Source organism: Xenorhabdus bakwenae, from assembly GCF_030272115.1.
GTDB classification, from domain to species: domain Bacteria; phylum Pseudomonadota; class Gammaproteobacteria; order Enterobacterales; family Enterobacteriaceae; genus Xenorhabdus; species Xenorhabdus bakwenae.
In genome coordinates, this window is sequence record NZ_CP119194.1 from 1,428,380 (window position 1) to 1,443,291 (window position 14,912).

Here is a 14,912-nt window from a genome sequence, read left to right on the forward strand (position 1 = left end):
TCTCGCATTTCTCACATGAATTTTCGTAATAATATAGCTCTTCGAAATCGAGTTTTTTATTGCAATGAATGCACTTCATTTCACCTCCTTCTGAATCATTCGCACATAATATCCCAGCACTGATTTAGCGCTGAATCGCATATGGTTGAGTGGTTTAAATTGGGGTGTGTACTTATCGAGGACTGCGGTCACTGCGGTATCGTCGTATTTGGGTAGGCTATTGAGTTCTTTGAGGCATTCCCTCGCCACCGTCCTCCTTGCGTTCTCGAATTCGCTAGTCATGGTTAATACGGCAGGAAATATTACCTTTATGCGATTCCCTTATTACTCCTGAGCGTTCATTGTTAATGGTAAAGAACACGGATTCATTTACTTTCCTATCTTTTTGCTTCACGAAATCTGCTACTAATCCAAATACCATATCAATGTCTTTCTTGTTCGGTACTTCGATTGTTACTTTCATGCTATTTTCCTCAATTGTTCATTGCCGACATTAATCAAATAATCTCGATCAACGGTTGTTATTATTCTGCGTGGGTTAGTGAATGGTCGCCAAATTAGCAATAAACTATCTTTGTTATTTCCATTTACTGGTTTTTGTGTTTCTGCGTTAACAAATGAAATCCTGCCACCCGTTATTAATCTGGGTGCATATTATCCTCCGTTAAACCGGAATAAATACAAATGATGAGATGATGAGTAGTGCGAGACGGCGCACATGGAAGCGCCGGTTCCTGATTGCCTATGGTTGTTTGGGTACGACTGCGCACCCGTCGAACATGTTGTTACGCATGTAACAGTCCCTCGTTAGTGAAAACGATTAGTGTTTTTCTGATTTGGATTATTTAGAGGTTAGAGAAATAAGCGCCCGGGCGTGCAGTTCGGCGGATTCGCGGTCGGGGTGGATTAGACCGCGTTGCAACCGTTCGGTATCACGTCTATCGTCAGACCACGTGAAACAGTATGAGAGATATTCTATTGACGGAATATGGTACTCAGTTCCAAATTTCAACGCCTCCCTTACTGGCTCTGGAACTTCGATATCCCCGATTTTGATAGTACGGGGTTTTAATCTAAAATCAATCTCGGGATGAAAGCCGAAATCGTGATCATATTCCAACCAATCATTTCCATCTGCATATCTGTACTGGAAATACTCCCACGGCCTATCAGTAATATGAGACAATCTGGCGTACTCAGTAATTAAATCGGCGTGTATATGTTTAGGCATGGTTATTCTCCAGTGACATAGCTCCGTCCTCTGGATAATCAGTACAATAAATTCCTAATTGCTCTATATAAATCCCACCGTCAACCTGAATTGCTAAATTATCGCCGATGGTAAATTCCTGCTCTAATTCATCGTTAGTCATTTCACCATGAGGAATTCCAGCAAATTTACATACTGCTAATATTTGTTTACCTGTAAGTGTTATTCTATTCATTGTTATTCTCCTTTCGGTATTTCAGGTAATGGCATCCAGTGAGTATAAGGTGCGACCTCAGATGGGCCTACACATACGCAATCTGGAACTGCCGCCGTTCCGCCGACCATCATGAAATGTTCATAATTATCACTATGGAAATGCCAAAAATCATAGTCGTAGTACTCAAAATCAATTCGAGAATTTTCTTCGTCACTATCTGGTGTAAATACCAGACAATGCGTTCCATTTTCAGGCAACCTATCGCTACATTTAATCCACTCCATAAACCCTCCTGTTATTCATCGTCATCACAGTCGCAATTGACAATTCTCTGGTTTAATTATTTAAATATTTCTCAATTCTCTTACAACTCTGATTATTTCTGCGTACGTAGCATATTTAAATTTCTCAGGGCGACCACGTTGAATATATTCATCTACAGACATCCGACGCCATTCAGGATGAGGCCTATCCCCACACAGAATAAATTTAGAATCGTCAACATCTTTTTTGAATACATCTACATTGATAGATTCTGACAGACCAATACCGTAGAACATTGTTGCAATTACGCGGATCGTGGTCTCGCCTTTATGAATAATATGAATTACCTGCATAACAATACCCTCAGAATTAATATTGTTTACTTTGGTTGCCTGCTTTGATAACTCACTCAGGCGGCGTGAGTTTTGCTACTCCCCAGCAACAAAAACAGTTAGAATAAATTCCCACCATGATGAGAATGAGAATTAATCTATGAGTGATCAGAAAAAAATGACTTTTGATGAGAAAGTTAATAAATTCGCTCAGACATGGGGGATCTTGCTGGTAGTTCTATTTTTCCCTCAGTCACTTAAATTATGGATATACCAGCATACCCCCAACTTTTTAGCTGCATTTTTAATTCAGTGTGCTGTATCTATCCTTATTCATATGGTTGTGATTGTTATTCCATTAAAATGGATCAGCTATCTGAAAAAGAAAAAGGCTAAACCCTAGCCGTAACCCCGCCCGACTCCGATCTACGGCGGGGCTTGGTTTTGGACTCACCTCGCTCTTTTGATGGGGCGCCATTTACTGCCGTGATGAAGCTGCTTAATGCGTTAACCGTGCCGCGTTCCTGTTTGGTTATAGCACTGCCAATGATAGTTATCACACAGTATTGCCGGGGGTGAGATGAAAAAGGGAAGTTTTAGGGAATTAGCCTATTTTCGGTCTGAGAATCAGCTTCGCCAGAAATGGTGCAAAGGAGTAGAAAAAATAACTCAATCCGATCGCACGTGGACGCGATATATGCTGATGCTATGGGGGGCCGCTAACCAGGGTGATGATTTGCCAAGTGGAAATATCAATGTCATTGGTCGCTTAATGGTGCGTGATAATTGGGATGATGGAACGACTGCCGCAATTAAACTGGTAATGACCAATTATGCGAAATTAGGCTACACCGGAAAAGAGTTATTAGAGAAAGTGAAAGAAGTCATTATGCTTAATAAATCAACACTCGGCGCACTTCGCCTCGCCAAAGAAAAAGATGACGCCGAATTTGTTGAAAAGTGTATGACTGAAATATTCACAATCGATAACCCAATTCGCGATGTAGTTATTAAACGATACAAGGACTGCAAAAGCTCGCAAAACATTTTAGAAGACCTTTCTCGGAAAACAGGCATTGATCTTGATTCAGCAAAAAGGCGAATCAGATGGGCGAATAAAGCTGCTGAGGATATGCTTTATTCCATTATGGCGGCAAGAAAGTAAAAATATTTTCTATATATAAATAAAAAAGGAGAAAATTATTTGACAAATACGCCTAAAAACTATATGTTTCATGTTATGCTCGGGCAGTAAAACCGAAAAGCAAATAAAGCCTCACTAATCACGTGGGGCTTTTCTTTTTTCTACCCGTAGTCAACTCAGCGTTCACAACTCGATCGGGGTCGATCAATACCTACATCACTTTTAAATCAATAGGTTATATTCAATATTAACCATTCCGATCAGCACCTCGAATGGGTATAGAGAGTATCCCATGAAAGATGAATTCGATGGCTTTATCCAACCTCTGCAAAAAATGCAGTAGTTCAAAATCCCGCAAGTTCGGGATGTTTAGATGAATATTCCAATTTCTCGATATCGGAAATCCGATAACGTAACAAATTCAAGTAGTTACTCCAAGGCTGCGCATGGCGTGGCCTTTTTGTTTTTGGTCGCCAACTACCGTGTAAGTGTTGGGTGCGTTGCGGATTTACCTATTCCAGCCGACCGCAAACGCTCATATTGGCAGGATCACAATTTAACATCTGAAATTATGCAGGGTTATACCTGCTATCAGTACGCACTGCGTATCTACCGCCCTCAATTCTGAGGGCACCCTATTCATAATCAGGTCGCTACGGCGGCCTTTTTAGTTTTTTGGTCGCCAACTACCGAAGATTTTCAGGTAGTTCAAAATCCCGCAAGTTCGGGATGTTTAGATGAATGTTTCTGATTCCCCGATATGGGAAATCCCATAACGGAACTAATTCAAGGCTGCGCTCCGGCGTGGCCTTTTTTCTTTTCCCTCAATAAAGTTAGAGATCACACAATGAAAACGTTAAAGGTGACAGTTTCAGGTTTAACTGAAAATAACACTGCTAACTCTGTGAATTTCAAGATATGGCAGCATGATAAATTGCTGGTTGAAGATACCCTGAAAGGCAAAATATCAGGAGAATACACCAAGGCTTATGATGTTGATTGCTCTGATGAACCGATTAGGGCTGAACATAACCGTAATGACCTGTTATCACTCAAAATCACTGTCAACATCGCATAATCAATAGCATTTGATTGAACTTTAATTAATCCATTAATAATCTATTTTCCGGGTACCCAAACAAAGGAAATAGATATGTTTGTAGAAGAAGCGCTAAAGCCAGATCCCCTTAATGTAGGTTTTGTGCTCGGATGGGGAGTTATTCGTTATTCCCCGTGGCATTTGGCAGGTGTGTATGCCATCAAAGAAAAAGCCGAAATAGAAGCAGCTAAGCTAGGCTCAGCATATGAAGTACATTACGGATCCCACAGAACGGGTAGTGATGACTTTGTATGGCAGGGTGATTCTTAATATTTACGTCTCGATAAATTAATTCATGGTCGCTTAGGCGGCCTTTTTTTATTACCGGGTATTCCACTGATGACCATTGATAACTCACCAGCGAGGTGAATGATGGAAAAGCGTATTGAAGAACTGGAGAAAAAAGTTGAAGGGTTGGAAAAACAGCTCGCAATAAATGAGTCTAGTGCGAGCTGTAGCCTGACTAGTGCCTTGGTGAAAATAGAGGCTCTAGAAAACTATCTTTATAATGTGAATGAAGATTTTAAGATAGCCATAGAAAATATCCATGCTCAGTTAAATGGATAATTTCTCCTTGTAGATACTGTATGCCAAGTCTGTTATTTCCCGCAGAGTCATGTCCACTAGGTTATGGTTATTGCCGTCAATATTAATAATGGTAGTAGTTCCATTCACTCTTAAAGCAACACTGACATTTTTATCGGGGAAGTCTACGTCCGTGGCTGTGATGTGGTAAATGCCATGGATTGCACCAATGAAGTAGTCATCCATCACTTCGGTTATTAATTGATTTTTGGCTGACCCAACAGCTTACCTTAACTATTAACCTATTACTTTTAACCTACTCACAGGGGTAACCATCGTTCACCCCACGGACGCCCATTGTTCAAATGGGGTGGAATATGAAGATGAAAGAAAATCCTGATTTATGGGCTGACCTGTTAAATGGCCTGAAAAACTCGTGGCCGCAAATATCCGGCTCTGCTTTAGCTATCGTAATTTGTTACGGACGCCTGATTTACGACGGCGTGGAACGAAAGAACCGCTGGGTAGAGGCGCTGCTCTGTGGTGCTTTGTCATGGAGCGTATCCAGTGGGCTAGAGATGTTTGGCATTCCTATCAGTTTTGCACCGGCTATCGGTGGCGCTGTTGGATTTATTGGCGTTGAGAAAATACGCGAGTTTGCTATTCGTGCCATCAATAAACGGCTGGGAGACAAACAGTGAACAGAGGCATTCGCAATAACAATCCGGGCAATATTGATCACAATCCCGCTAATAAGTGGCAGGGTCAAATTGGAATCGAAACAGGTGTAAAAAATCCTCGGTTCTGTCTGTTTGAATCACCGGAATATGGTATCCGGGCACTCATGAAGTTGCTGACCAATTACCACAAGAACGGTTATCAGAGTGTGGCCAAGATGATAGATCGCTATGCTCCAAATAACGAGAATAACACCTCAGCCTATATCAAGGGTGTTGCTAAGGCACTGAATGTAGACCCGAATCAGGTTCTGGACATCAATAAACCCACGCTGATTGCGTTGGCTAAGTCCATCATCCGGCACGAGAACGGCAAGCAGCCTTATTCGGATGATGTATTTGAAAAAGCCTACAGCTTAATCTGAATTCCATAGCCTCGCATTTGCGGGGCTTCTTTTTTATCTGCGTACTGACGTGCGCGAACCCCAATCATGAGCTTATAGAAATAGAGCCTGAGAAATATCGCTATAGATGGCGATCTCTCGTGGGCGATATTTCTACGTCAGCAGGCTCTTATTTCTATAGGAATACGCAAGATGAGACTTTTAGTTAAAAAATCCAATGGTCAGCCTGTAGTCACAACAGATGTTATTGCCAATGAGTTTGGTAGAGATCATAAGAACGTCTTGCAGAACGTAAGAGAATTAATAGAAAGCAGTCATTTAGGAGGGCTTGATTTCAAGCCCTCCTCATATATTAGCAAACAAAACAAAGAATTACCTTGTTATGAATTAACTGAACGGGGATTCCTGATTGCCATGCCGTTTATTGGTGGTGATAAAGCCCGTGATGGACAAGTACGCTTGGTTGACAGTTTCATTAAGTTTCGTGAAAAGGCAACAAAAGAATCTCAAATTCAACTGGAGCGAGAAAGAGCCAGAGTTGAATACCGACCGATGACTGATGCTATTAAAAATAGCCGGGAACAGGACGGGAAAGAAACGGAGCATTTTCATTACAGCAATGAAGCCGACCTGATTAATGATGTCGTCCTCGGAATGAAGTCGGCCAAGTTTAAGAAGCACAATGATATTGGCAAAAGCGAAGCAGTCAGGGATTACTTGACTGAGTGGCAGATTAAAGCCATTACCGAATTACAGCGGGCAAATACGGTTCTTATTTCAATGGGCTGGGATCGTGAACAAAGAAAACAGGCGTTAAAAGGGATTTTTGATAAAAACTATCGTACCCCTCTGATAGAAGAGCAAGCAAGGTTAAATTCATAGCGATGAAACTCAATAGCCAATACTTCACTTTTGGTGTCATGGGGCTGCTCGCTGGTGCGCTCTGGTTCTATTACAGTGAGTATCAGGACAAGGCCAAGGAATACCGTAGATTAAAGCTACAGTATGAAGAACAGGTCGCCATCAACACCAACCAGCAAGAGCGCATCAAGCAACTCGCAGAACTGGACACCCGACACTCTCAGGAACTCGCCAATGCCAAATCTAAACTTGATGAGCTTAGCGATACTCTCCGCACTAACGTTAAGCGCGTGTACGTCAAAGCCGAGTGCCCCGTGTCTAAAGCCGCTGCCCCCTCCGGCGTGGATGGTTCAAGACCCGCCAGACTGGCGAAAGACGCTGAACAGGATTATGTACGTCTCCTCGGAGAACTTGAAACCCTTGAAGCCCAGTTCCTCGGACTGAGGGATTGGGCGAAGACTGAATGTGGGAGTAATAATGGAAAACCAACACCGTAAAATCACTGGCTATCGTGAACTTACCCAAGATGAAATTAATTGCATGAACAAGATTAAGGCGCTGGGTGAAGAATTAGGTCAACTCTATGACTATTTAGCAGTTACAAATGCACAAACAGGAAACCACCAAATTGATATGCGTTGGCTGAACGAAGGGCGAACTGACCTGCAAAAGGGCATTATGTGTTGGGTTCGTGCCGTGGCTCAACCAACGACATTCTGATTACCACCTCAGAGCAAATGATGCTGGGGTGGTGGGAGTAAATACTGTGTCATGACGAGAGGACGGCAGGAATGCTACCGTCCTATTTGATGTGTATTATAAAAATGCACACATAGCGTATGCCCCTGGACCTGGATAGCTATTTGTTAAGCACCAAACCATACAATCACCCCATGCCTGACCAGTCTGATTCGAACAAATCGTAGCATAAGTCTGCATTGGCGCTAAAGTCGTTATGAATGTTACCAGACCAAGAAGAATATATTTTTTCATTTTATTCACCCTATTTTGCTGACTACAACAAAGACTAATAAACCCAGTAAACCCATTTCCACACAATAACAAGCGAATAATGCTTAACCATTAGTTACCCTCTGAAACTAAATGAAATATTTCTGTGTCCATTCCCTGAGTGGCTACAGGAATAACCCATGCTGCCACCCCGTTCCTACCGCGTACCCAACGCACACGGGCTGGTGGCATTTTTATTTTCACCGCGCACCGCAGCGCCAATCTAAACATCGAGCCTTTATTTAGGAATGAGCCTTTGAGGAATCAGCTAAAACTGATGCTACTCGATGGGCTGATCTCCTATTGCGGCAAAGGTTCATTACCTAAGTAAGGATAAGCATCGTGAGTACGGCATTAACTTTCAAAGAAAAAGAAGTGATCCCTTTTGATAATGGTGACGGGAAAATTTGGTTTACTGGTAAACAAATGGCTGAGCTTCTGGGTTATGCTCGTGAAGACTCAGTCTCAAGAATTCATGACCGTAACAAAGATGAGTTCTCACCCGATATGACTATGGTCGTCAATTTGACGGTCAGCGGGGAAATCAATGGGTTACAACACAAGACGGTCAGGGTTTACTCACTTCGTGGTGCTCATCTTGTAGGGATGTTGTCGAAAACCAAAGTCGCCAAAGACCTTCGTAGATGGCTACTTGATCTGGCAGAGAAAGAACACCAACCACGAGATTTGTCCTTGATGGATATGGAAAGCCTCAAAGAGCTAACCATTGGTGAAATGCAAAATCGCCTGGTATCTGCCAATAAGTGGTCATTCGAGAACTTCGGACGCAAAGGTAGTGATCTGATGAACCTCCGCAAGCGTCACCTCAAGAAAATCCGTAAGGCGGAAAAAGCCATCCTTGAATTATCACAGCTAACATTACCCGGACTTGACGAACTTCCCGATGGAGAAGAACCCGCATGAACCACGAGCAATTTATCGAGAAGAACGTACAGGCCGAGTTAACCAAGCTCGGCTTTTCTTCATCTATAGCGGCGATGGCAAGTGACCGGGCGAAAGAACACTATCGCTGTTCGGGATCAGCCAGCAGAAAGGGCAAGCTGTTTGATGATTGTCTGAGCATTGCCAAGGCATGGGCGAGTAAGTATTCAACAGAGAAGCCAAAGGGTAAGAGAACTTAGTGATGAAATATATATATGCAATCATTCTGGATGCAATTATCGCGTCCTTTTTGTTTATTGGTATCACACAGAATGCCGAGGGTTTTGTGAATGTAGGTTATTTCGCTGGCTGGCTCTTTGGTGTGATTAAGTTCTTAGGGTATTTGTTTGCTAGTGATTCACTGGTTAAAGATTACAAACACATTCCTATCTCTTTTCGATGTTACGACATGCTGACTGATACTGCATTTGTCATTTTTGTTGTATTTCAGGGCTGGTTTGTTTTGGGTGCTATTTACGCAATAGGATCAATAGCCAAAGCTCAGTTTCAGAGTGAGCAAGAAAAACGGTTGAAAGAGCAGAAGTAACCATTTTACAAAACTCTGCAAAGCATCCACATTCGGGTGCTTGATAGAATTTTGTGGAGGTTTTGGGCTTCGGTGGTATCGCCCGAATAGGGGGTTATATCAACCAGACCAGTTAATTATTCTGAATGAGGGAAGGAGATGGGACAACAAACAAATCAGGTAGGTTGCCCTAGCAAGCTGAATGATGAGCTAATCGCTAAGGCAAAGACATATCTGTATGGCGGTTACACTGAACATGAAGCTGTCATCCCTAGTGTGGCAGGATTGGCCTGTTTCTTAGGTATCGCTCGTTCTACAGTCTACGAGTACGCAAAGCTCAATTCCGAATTTTCGGACACGTTAGAAAGGATTCTGGCGCTACAGGAAAGTAAGCTGATTAACAAAGGGTTGATAGGTGAATTTAACGCAACAATCACAAAGTTAATGTTGGCTAATCATGGGTATTCTGAGAAGCAGGAAGTGGATCACAAATCATCTGACAGCTCGATGTCACCAACAAAAATAGTTCTATAGCTAAATCATACCAATATGGCATAATATCCCAATCCAATATGACAAGGCATAAAGTGAAATGGGTTACAGTCTAGATTTTCGAAAAAGAGTCCTGGCATACAAAGATAAACATTCGTTGACTTTCGAGCAAACGAGTGTCCATTTTGAGATTTCTATTCGTACCCTGTTCCGGTGGAGCCATAAAATAGAACCTTGCATGACGCGTGATAAGCCTCCCATGAAAATCCCTGATGAGGTGCTTATCGCGGATATCCAAAAATTTCCCGACGATTATCAGTGGGAAAGAGCAAAACGTTTAGGTGTCTCGCAGTCGGCTATTCATTACGCCTTGAAACGACTTCGGCTCACGCATAAAAAAAACGCTGGAACACCCTCGCGCTGACCCTCAGGCTCGTCAAGCGTTTGTCGAGCGGATCAATGGCTATGAACAGGCAGGCAAACCGATAGTTTACTTAGATGAAAGTGGTTTTGCTCAATCCATGCCACGTACACATGGGTATGCTGAAAAAGGACAGCGCTGTTTTGGTACACACGACTGGCAGGCGAAAGGCCGTATTAACGTGATTGGGGCCATTCTCAACAATCGCTTCGTCACCTTAAGTTTGTTTACCGGGAGCATTAATGCGGATGTCTTTCATGCATGGATAACGCAAGATTTATTGCCAAAACTCCCGCACGGTGCAGTGATAGTCATGGATAATGCGTCTTTCCACAAAAGAAATGACACGAGACAAGCGATAGTGGATAGCGAATGTCAACTGGAATGGCTTCCTGCTTATAGCCCTGATTTGAATCCGATAGAACACAAATGGGGTGGAGCAAAAGCAATAAGAAGACAAAAAAGATGTTCAGTTGATGAGCTGTTTACAGAGCATATTGAATATGCCATGTTATGATGATTTTGCTATATCGAACAGGCTACAGGCCAATCGACAACCAGTGTTATGAGTCAGCGGGCAGTGACTGACGCGATTAATGCAGTACCCATGATTGGTATTAATCAGACGTATAAACCGTTGGGCAACATGGAAACGAACGTACGGTACACAAACAACAGCAATAAACCGATTTTTGTATGTATCAATTTTCATAACCAAAATAACGTCAGCAGGCGTATTTTGGTCGGGGGTGTTGTTGTTTATGAGGTAATCCCCGTTGACGATGGGGATAATCCCGCACCTGCGACATTTATTGTACAACCCGGGGCTGTGTACATCGTCCAAACAAACGGGGCTGTCAAACACTGGGTGGTAATGGAATGAAATATTATATTGATAAAAAACAACAGATTTACGCGTACGAAGATTGGGTTGATGAATCGGTAATTAAATCTGGTTTAACCCCAATCGCAGAGGCTGAGGCGCTGGCAATTGCAAATCCGCCACCGACGCCTGAGCAGTTGCAGCAACAGGCTGAACAGCAAAAATTCTCATTGAGACAACAGGCAGATATTGCTATCGTTCCGCTCCAATACGCGGTCGATCTCCAGGTCATGCTTCCAATCATTAGATTGTTGTAGTAAACTCCCCACTTTTTATTACTGGTGAGATATGGCTAAAGTTGATGTGGTTTGTCGTTACTGTCACAAAGCGGAAGAGGTCAAAGGGCATGGAAAAGGAAGCAGCGGACATCAGCGTTATCACTGTTATGCCTGCCGTAAAACCTTTCAACTGAATTACACCTACCAAGCCTGCAAACCCGGAATGAAAGATCAGATTGTGGATATGGCTGCGAATAATGGCGGTATCAGAGACACCGCTCGTGTCCTGAAGGTGGGTATCAACACCGTTCTTCGTACCCTAAAAAACTCGAACCCAGACAGGTAACTACACTGCCGCTGGCCGCAAATAATATTCATATTATCTGCGAAATTGATGAACAATGGTCTTTTGTCGGTAACAAGAAGAATCAGCGCTGGCTTTGGTATGCCTGGGAACCGGAGCAAAAGCAAATAATCGCGCACGTATTGGGGGATCGCAGCAGGAAAACACTGAGCAAATTGCTGGCACTTCTGGCTCCTTTCGAAATTCAATTTTTCTGTACCGATAATTATGCCGTTTACGATTGCCTTTCTGAGGAAAAACACTTTAGAGGGAAGAAATTTACTCAACGTATCGAAAGAACCAATCTGACCTTACGTACTCGCATCAAGAGACTGAATCGGAAAACGATCTGTTATTCCAAATCCGAAGAAATGCATGACAAAGTGATAGGCACTTTCATTGAGCGTGAATACTATCTTCCAAAGGTTATCTAACTATTGGGTGCATGACCGCAATTCTAGCTCTCTCTTTCAGGCTACGAGAGTTTTGTTGCCATTACAGCTATGTGACCATCTATGATGGTGATTGAGCAGAATCAGATTATCGAATTATATTAGGTATAGCAATAAGAAAATCAATGCACCTATTGTTTTGAACATTGAAATACTGTCCCTGTGTGCTAAGGCTGCCAATAAGGAAGAGAGGATTCACCTGGATTATCAATCACGATTGCGACACTTTGTCTTGCACGTGTTACAGCTACATAAAAACTAGCAGCAGGAGTTGGTGCAAGATATTCACCTTTCTGTATAAATTTAGAGATACCATCAGTTGGTAAAATTAATACCCTTTCAAAGGTAGCTCCTTTTGATATTTTAAAATTCAAAAAATCAAAATAAAACTCTTTACCTGAACTAACCGAGTGGCGAAGGCATTGCGGATTGAACTGCTCTACATAAGATGCAGCATGTTTTTTCTGAACAAGAAATACTCCATCATGCCCCGTAATAGTTACGTTCATTGATTCTGTAACCGGAAATTTCCAATTTGGGTTGAAAATAGTGTCAGAAAAAACAGCTATATTTTCATGGCAACGCCATGTTTTCGAGTTTTCTACAATATCAAGAAGACCTTTATCTTGCCGCTCTCTAAACCAGTTTATTATTTCAGCATAAGCATACTGTTTGTTCTTAGAACTACGAGGGTTAGTGGAAAGTACAGACTGGCGAATATCTCCAACCATTCGTACATCAATTGATGATGAAAGTAATATATCGATAATTTCCCAATCATGACCACTCAAATCCTGAACCTCATCGATCAAAATTTCATCGTAAAGGCATTCTAAGCGATATAACAATGCTCCTTTACTATCTGAGATCAGTTCATGAGCAAGACGTCCAAGTTCACAGGCATAAATAGCGTCTTTAGAATCCATAAAACGACTTATCCCTTTTGCCATTCGAGCAGGTCGAGCATCAAAATGGAACCCTTGAACACGTTTATGAGGAAATTTAAATGGCAAAAAAGGCTTAGCAAAATGGCGAAGCAAAAATGTATACCACCCTAGCACTTCTATTCCTTGATGATCTCCCGCATAAACAGAAAGACGATGACGTAATTCATGCTGATTTCTCTGAGTATAGGTTAATACGAGTACATGCTTGCTTTTAGGAAGATCAGAGCAATATTCAACAATGCCTTGAGTTTTTCTAGATCCAGCAACAGCAAGAGTTAATTGATTATTCATAAATAAATTTTACAGCCTCTTGGATATAAGCAGGTGCTACAATAGTTATCTCAGAGCTAGCAATACGCAAAGCACCTTCCGTTTTTTCTCGTTTCATCCAAATTCCCAAATCTGCGGCTGGAGTAATACCAAGAATTTTACGCATTATAGATTCATCATTGTGTGCTATTAGTTGTGGCTCTAGCGTCTTACCATACTCAATATTGCCAATAAACAACTCTCTTCGTCCTTTTTTTAGCCAATTTTCTATCGGTTTTTGTAACTCAGATGGATCAATACCATCATTATCACGGAGAGCAGCAACTGGTTTGTCTAATGCCGCACATAGCTCTAAACACCTACCAAGAGATAATCCCCTCATGCTTATTACATCAATGCCAAGCTCCATAGGACGCTTACCATAATTATCCCTAAATATCCGTTCGAAAATGATTTCATCAGAAGGCCCTTCTACAAGAACTATTTTGTGTGCAAGAACCATTCGGAGTGTGTCATAGCCGGGAAGCTTCTGAAAATAAAAAATAGTCTCTGGACTAAGAGAAGATATTTTACTTATAGCATTACAACCAACTAATATCAGAGCATCCAATCCTAATCGGTTCAGAACAAAAGTACTGTGAGTAGTAATAAATAATTGTTGTTGTTCACTCGCTAATGATTCTATACGTGAAAGAAGGGTAGTTAAGCTAGTATGTGAAAGGTGATTTTCTGGTTCCTCGATCATTACAAAATTAGCTTTCCCTGAGTGTCGATTCATAGCAAGAGAAATTTTGATTGCAGCCTGCTGCCCCAAACCTGACATTGAGAAGGGTATATTATTAACATGGGGTGTAATGGCTCCTTCCCATGCTGTTCGTGAGCTCTGATCCATTGCTAATTCGATCGATTGATTAGAAAGAGAGGCATGTAATCCGCTAATTCTTTTATTCACTTCTGTTAATGCATTCTCAGACATATAAGCTTTTGCTTTTCGATATTGTAGTGAAATTTCAGCTCGTTCAGTTGGTGCCAAATGATCATTCATTATCTGGCGTAAATGAAAATCCATACCAGATGAAACTCGAACAGTACGGGAATCAATTACTGCTGTTACCAATTGCTTAGGTCTAGCTGTAAGTTTATCATCAGCGAATGTACGCCATTCTACCTTGTAGTACTCAACCGGAAGTAATGGTGAAGGTTCTTTTAACCATTCATCTAATTCGTCTACATATTCAGGATCAGGTATTATACTGAAAACAACACCTGGACAAGCTGTAGTTGGTACATCACTGTTAATTGCACCACATAGAGCTTGTAAGTCAGGTTGGTTATCGAAGAATAATTCAATACTAATTTCTGGAAAAGAAACTCTTTCACCCTTTTTATGCTCAAGTAAAAAATCATTCACAAAATCAGTATTAAACCAATGCGAATTAAACTCTTCCGATGCACTTCGTCCGTTAATTCGTCCTGTTAAAGCTAATACAATAGCCTCTAATAAAGTTGATTTACCTGCTTCATTATCACCCACAATAATGTTTAATTTTGTATTTGGAGTAAGCACTAACTCTTTATAAATTCTATACCCGTGTATTTTTATTTTTTTAATCAAAACAATCTTTCCTTTATGTAATTGATAAATTTTAATAAATGATATTTTTCAGAAAACAC

Annotated in this window: 26 protein-coding genes; 18 read left to right on the forward strand and 8 right to left on the reverse strand. The window is 41.5% G+C overall.

Annotated elements, in window-relative coordinates:
• Positions 1-274: 274 nt before the first annotated feature.
• The 6 genes from PXH59_RS07605 to PXH59_RS07630 form a co-directional block, all read right to left on the reverse strand.
• Positions 275-463 (reverse strand): hypothetical protein, encoded by a 189-nt coding sequence (locus tag PXH59_RS07605; protein WP_285811051.1) that lies wholly within the window; start codon positions 461-463, stop codon positions 275-277.
• Positions 460-639 (reverse strand): DNA N-6-adenine-methyltransferase, encoded by a 180-nt coding sequence (locus PXH59_RS07610; RefSeq protein ID WP_434223370.1) that lies wholly within the window; start codon positions 637-639, stop codon positions 460-462. The genes PXH59_RS07605 and PXH59_RS07610 overlap by 4 nt, the downstream gene beginning before the upstream one ends.
• Before the next feature lie 202 nt (positions 640-841).
• Positions 842-1,231, reverse strand: coding sequence for a hypothetical protein (locus PXH59_RS07615; protein ID WP_285811053.1), 390 nt, complete (start codon positions 1,229-1,231; stop codon positions 842-844).
• Positions 1,224-1,445 carry a hypothetical protein gene (locus tag PXH59_RS07620; RefSeq protein ID WP_285811054.1) on the reverse strand — a complete coding sequence of 74 codons (222 nt, stop codon included), beginning with the start codon at positions 1,443-1,445 and terminating at the stop codon, positions 1,224-1,226. Before PXH59_RS07620 ends, PXH59_RS07615 begins: the two co-directional genes overlap by 8 nt.
• 2 nt (positions 1,446-1,447) lie before the next feature.
• Positions 1,448-1,711 carry a DUF551 domain-containing protein gene (locus PXH59_RS07625; protein WP_285811056.1) on the reverse strand — a complete coding sequence of 88 codons (264 nt, stop codon included), beginning with the start codon at positions 1,709-1,711 and terminating at the stop codon, positions 1,448-1,450.
• A gap of 60 nt (positions 1,712-1,771) precedes the next feature.
• Positions 1,772-2,044 (reverse strand): hypothetical protein, encoded by a 273-nt coding sequence (locus PXH59_RS07630; RefSeq protein ID WP_285811057.1) that lies wholly within the window; start codon positions 2,042-2,044, stop codon positions 1,772-1,774.
• Positions 2,045-2,183: 139 nt separating this feature from the next.
• On the opposite strand from PXH59_RS07630, the gene PXH59_RS07635 reads away from it, so the two are divergent.
• The 18 genes from PXH59_RS07635 to PXH59_RS07720 all read left to right on the forward strand — a co-directional run bounded on the left by PXH59_RS07635 (position 2,184) and on the right by PXH59_RS07720 (position 12,003).
• The gene (locus PXH59_RS07635) at positions 2,184-2,426 is read left to right on the forward strand and encodes a hypothetical protein (RefSeq protein ID WP_047766222.1); all 243 of its coding nucleotides are present in this window, start codon (positions 2,184-2,186) and stop codon (positions 2,424-2,426) included.
• A 177-nt stretch (positions 2,427-2,603) separates the two neighbouring features.
• Positions 2,604-3,188: a hypothetical protein gene (locus PXH59_RS07640; protein WP_285810405.1), complete on the forward strand. Its 585-nt coding sequence runs from the start codon at positions 2,604-2,606 to the stop codon at positions 3,186-3,188.
• Between the two features lie 826 nt (positions 3,189-4,014).
• Complete coding sequence (locus PXH59_RS07645; protein ID WP_285811059.1) at positions 4,015-4,245, forward strand: hypothetical protein; 231 nt, start codon at positions 4,015-4,017, stop codon at positions 4,243-4,245.
• A 75-nt stretch (positions 4,246-4,320) separates the two neighbouring features.
• On the forward strand, positions 4,321-4,536 hold the full coding sequence (locus PXH59_RS07650; protein WP_285811060.1) for a hypothetical protein: 216 nt from the start codon (positions 4,321-4,323) through the stop codon (positions 4,534-4,536).
• Between the two features lie 102 nt (positions 4,537-4,638).
• Positions 4,639-4,833, forward strand: coding sequence for a hypothetical protein (locus PXH59_RS07655; RefSeq protein ID WP_285811062.1), 195 nt, complete (start codon positions 4,639-4,641; stop codon positions 4,831-4,833).
• 335 nt (positions 4,834-5,168) lie between these two features.
• Entirely contained in the window at positions 5,169-5,492 is a 324-nt protein-coding gene (locus PXH59_RS07660; RefSeq protein WP_235428367.1) for a phage holin, lambda family, read from the forward strand.
• Positions 5,489-5,893 (forward strand): structural protein, encoded by a 405-nt coding sequence (locus PXH59_RS07665; protein ID WP_285811064.1) that lies wholly within the window; start codon positions 5,489-5,491, stop codon positions 5,891-5,893. Before PXH59_RS07660 ends, PXH59_RS07665 begins: the two co-directional genes overlap by 4 nt.
• 171 nt (positions 5,894-6,064) lie before the next feature.
• A complete protein-coding gene (locus PXH59_RS07670) occupies positions 6,065-6,754 on the forward strand; it encodes a Rha family transcriptional regulator (RefSeq protein ID WP_285811065.1) in 690 nt (229 codons plus the stop codon).
• 2 nt (positions 6,755-6,756) lie between these two features.
• Positions 6,757-7,230, forward strand: a complete 474-nt coding sequence (locus tag PXH59_RS07675; protein ID WP_285811067.1) for a lysis protein — start codon at positions 6,757-6,759, stop codon at positions 7,228-7,230.
• Positions 7,211-7,453: an Acb2/Tad1 domain-containing protein gene (locus PXH59_RS07680; RefSeq protein WP_285811068.1), complete on the forward strand. Its 243-nt coding sequence runs from the start codon at positions 7,211-7,213 to the stop codon at positions 7,451-7,453. The genes PXH59_RS07675 and PXH59_RS07680 overlap by 20 nt, the downstream gene beginning before the upstream one ends.
• Before the next feature lie 633 nt (positions 7,454-8,086).
• Entirely contained in the window at positions 8,087-8,668 is a 582-nt protein-coding gene (locus PXH59_RS07685) for a BRO family protein (RefSeq protein ID WP_285811070.1), read from the forward strand.
• On the forward strand, positions 8,665-8,886 hold the full coding sequence (locus PXH59_RS07690) for a hypothetical protein (RefSeq protein WP_285811072.1): 222 nt from the start codon (positions 8,665-8,667) through the stop codon (positions 8,884-8,886). The genes PXH59_RS07685 and PXH59_RS07690 overlap by 4 nt, the downstream gene beginning before the upstream one ends.
• A 2-nt stretch (positions 8,887-8,888) precedes the next feature.
• Complete coding sequence (locus PXH59_RS07695) at positions 8,889-9,233, forward strand: hypothetical protein (protein ID WP_285811073.1); 345 nt, start codon at positions 8,889-8,891, stop codon at positions 9,231-9,233.
• Between the two features lie 138 nt (positions 9,234-9,371).
• Positions 9,372-9,746: a DNA-packaging protein gene (locus PXH59_RS07700; protein ID WP_285811074.1), complete on the forward strand. Its 375-nt coding sequence runs from the start codon at positions 9,372-9,374 to the stop codon at positions 9,744-9,746.
• 58 nt (positions 9,747-9,804) lie between these two features.
• Positions 9,805-10,128: an IS630 transposase-related protein gene (locus tag PXH59_RS07705; RefSeq protein ID WP_047769920.1), complete on the forward strand. Its 324-nt coding sequence runs from the start codon at positions 9,805-9,807 to the stop codon at positions 10,126-10,128.
• Positions 10,109-10,642 carry an IS630 family transposase gene (locus PXH59_RS07710; protein ID WP_235428344.1) on the forward strand — a complete coding sequence of 178 codons (534 nt, stop codon included), beginning with the start codon at positions 10,109-10,111 and terminating at the stop codon, positions 10,640-10,642. Before PXH59_RS07705 ends, PXH59_RS07710 begins: the two co-directional genes overlap by 20 nt.
• A gap of 362 nt (positions 10,643-11,004) precedes the next feature.
• A complete protein-coding gene (locus tag PXH59_RS07715) occupies positions 11,005-11,265 on the forward strand; it encodes a tail fiber assembly protein (RefSeq protein ID WP_285811076.1) in 261 nt (86 codons plus the stop codon).
• Between the two features lie 31 nt (positions 11,266-11,296).
• A protein-coding gene (locus PXH59_RS07720; RefSeq protein WP_285808308.1) for an IS1 family transposase occupies positions 11,297-12,003 on the forward strand; the annotation gives its coding sequence in 2 pieces (ribosomal slippage) (positions 11,297-11,546 and positions 11,546-12,003; 708 coding nt in all).
• Positions 12,004-12,188: 185 nt separating this feature from the next.
• Here PXH59_RS07720 and PXH59_RS07725 read toward each other — a convergent pair.
• On the reverse strand, positions 12,189-13,259 hold the full coding sequence (locus PXH59_RS07725) for a UvrD-helicase domain-containing protein (RefSeq protein ID WP_285811078.1): 1,071 nt from the start codon (positions 13,257-13,259) through the stop codon (positions 12,189-12,191).
• Positions 13,252-14,853 carry an ATP-dependent nuclease gene (locus PXH59_RS07730; RefSeq protein WP_285811080.1) on the reverse strand — a complete coding sequence of 534 codons (1,602 nt, stop codon included), beginning with the start codon at positions 14,851-14,853 and terminating at the stop codon, positions 13,252-13,254. Before PXH59_RS07730 ends, PXH59_RS07725 begins: the two co-directional genes overlap by 8 nt.
• Positions 14,854-14,912 lie beyond the last annotated feature (59 nt).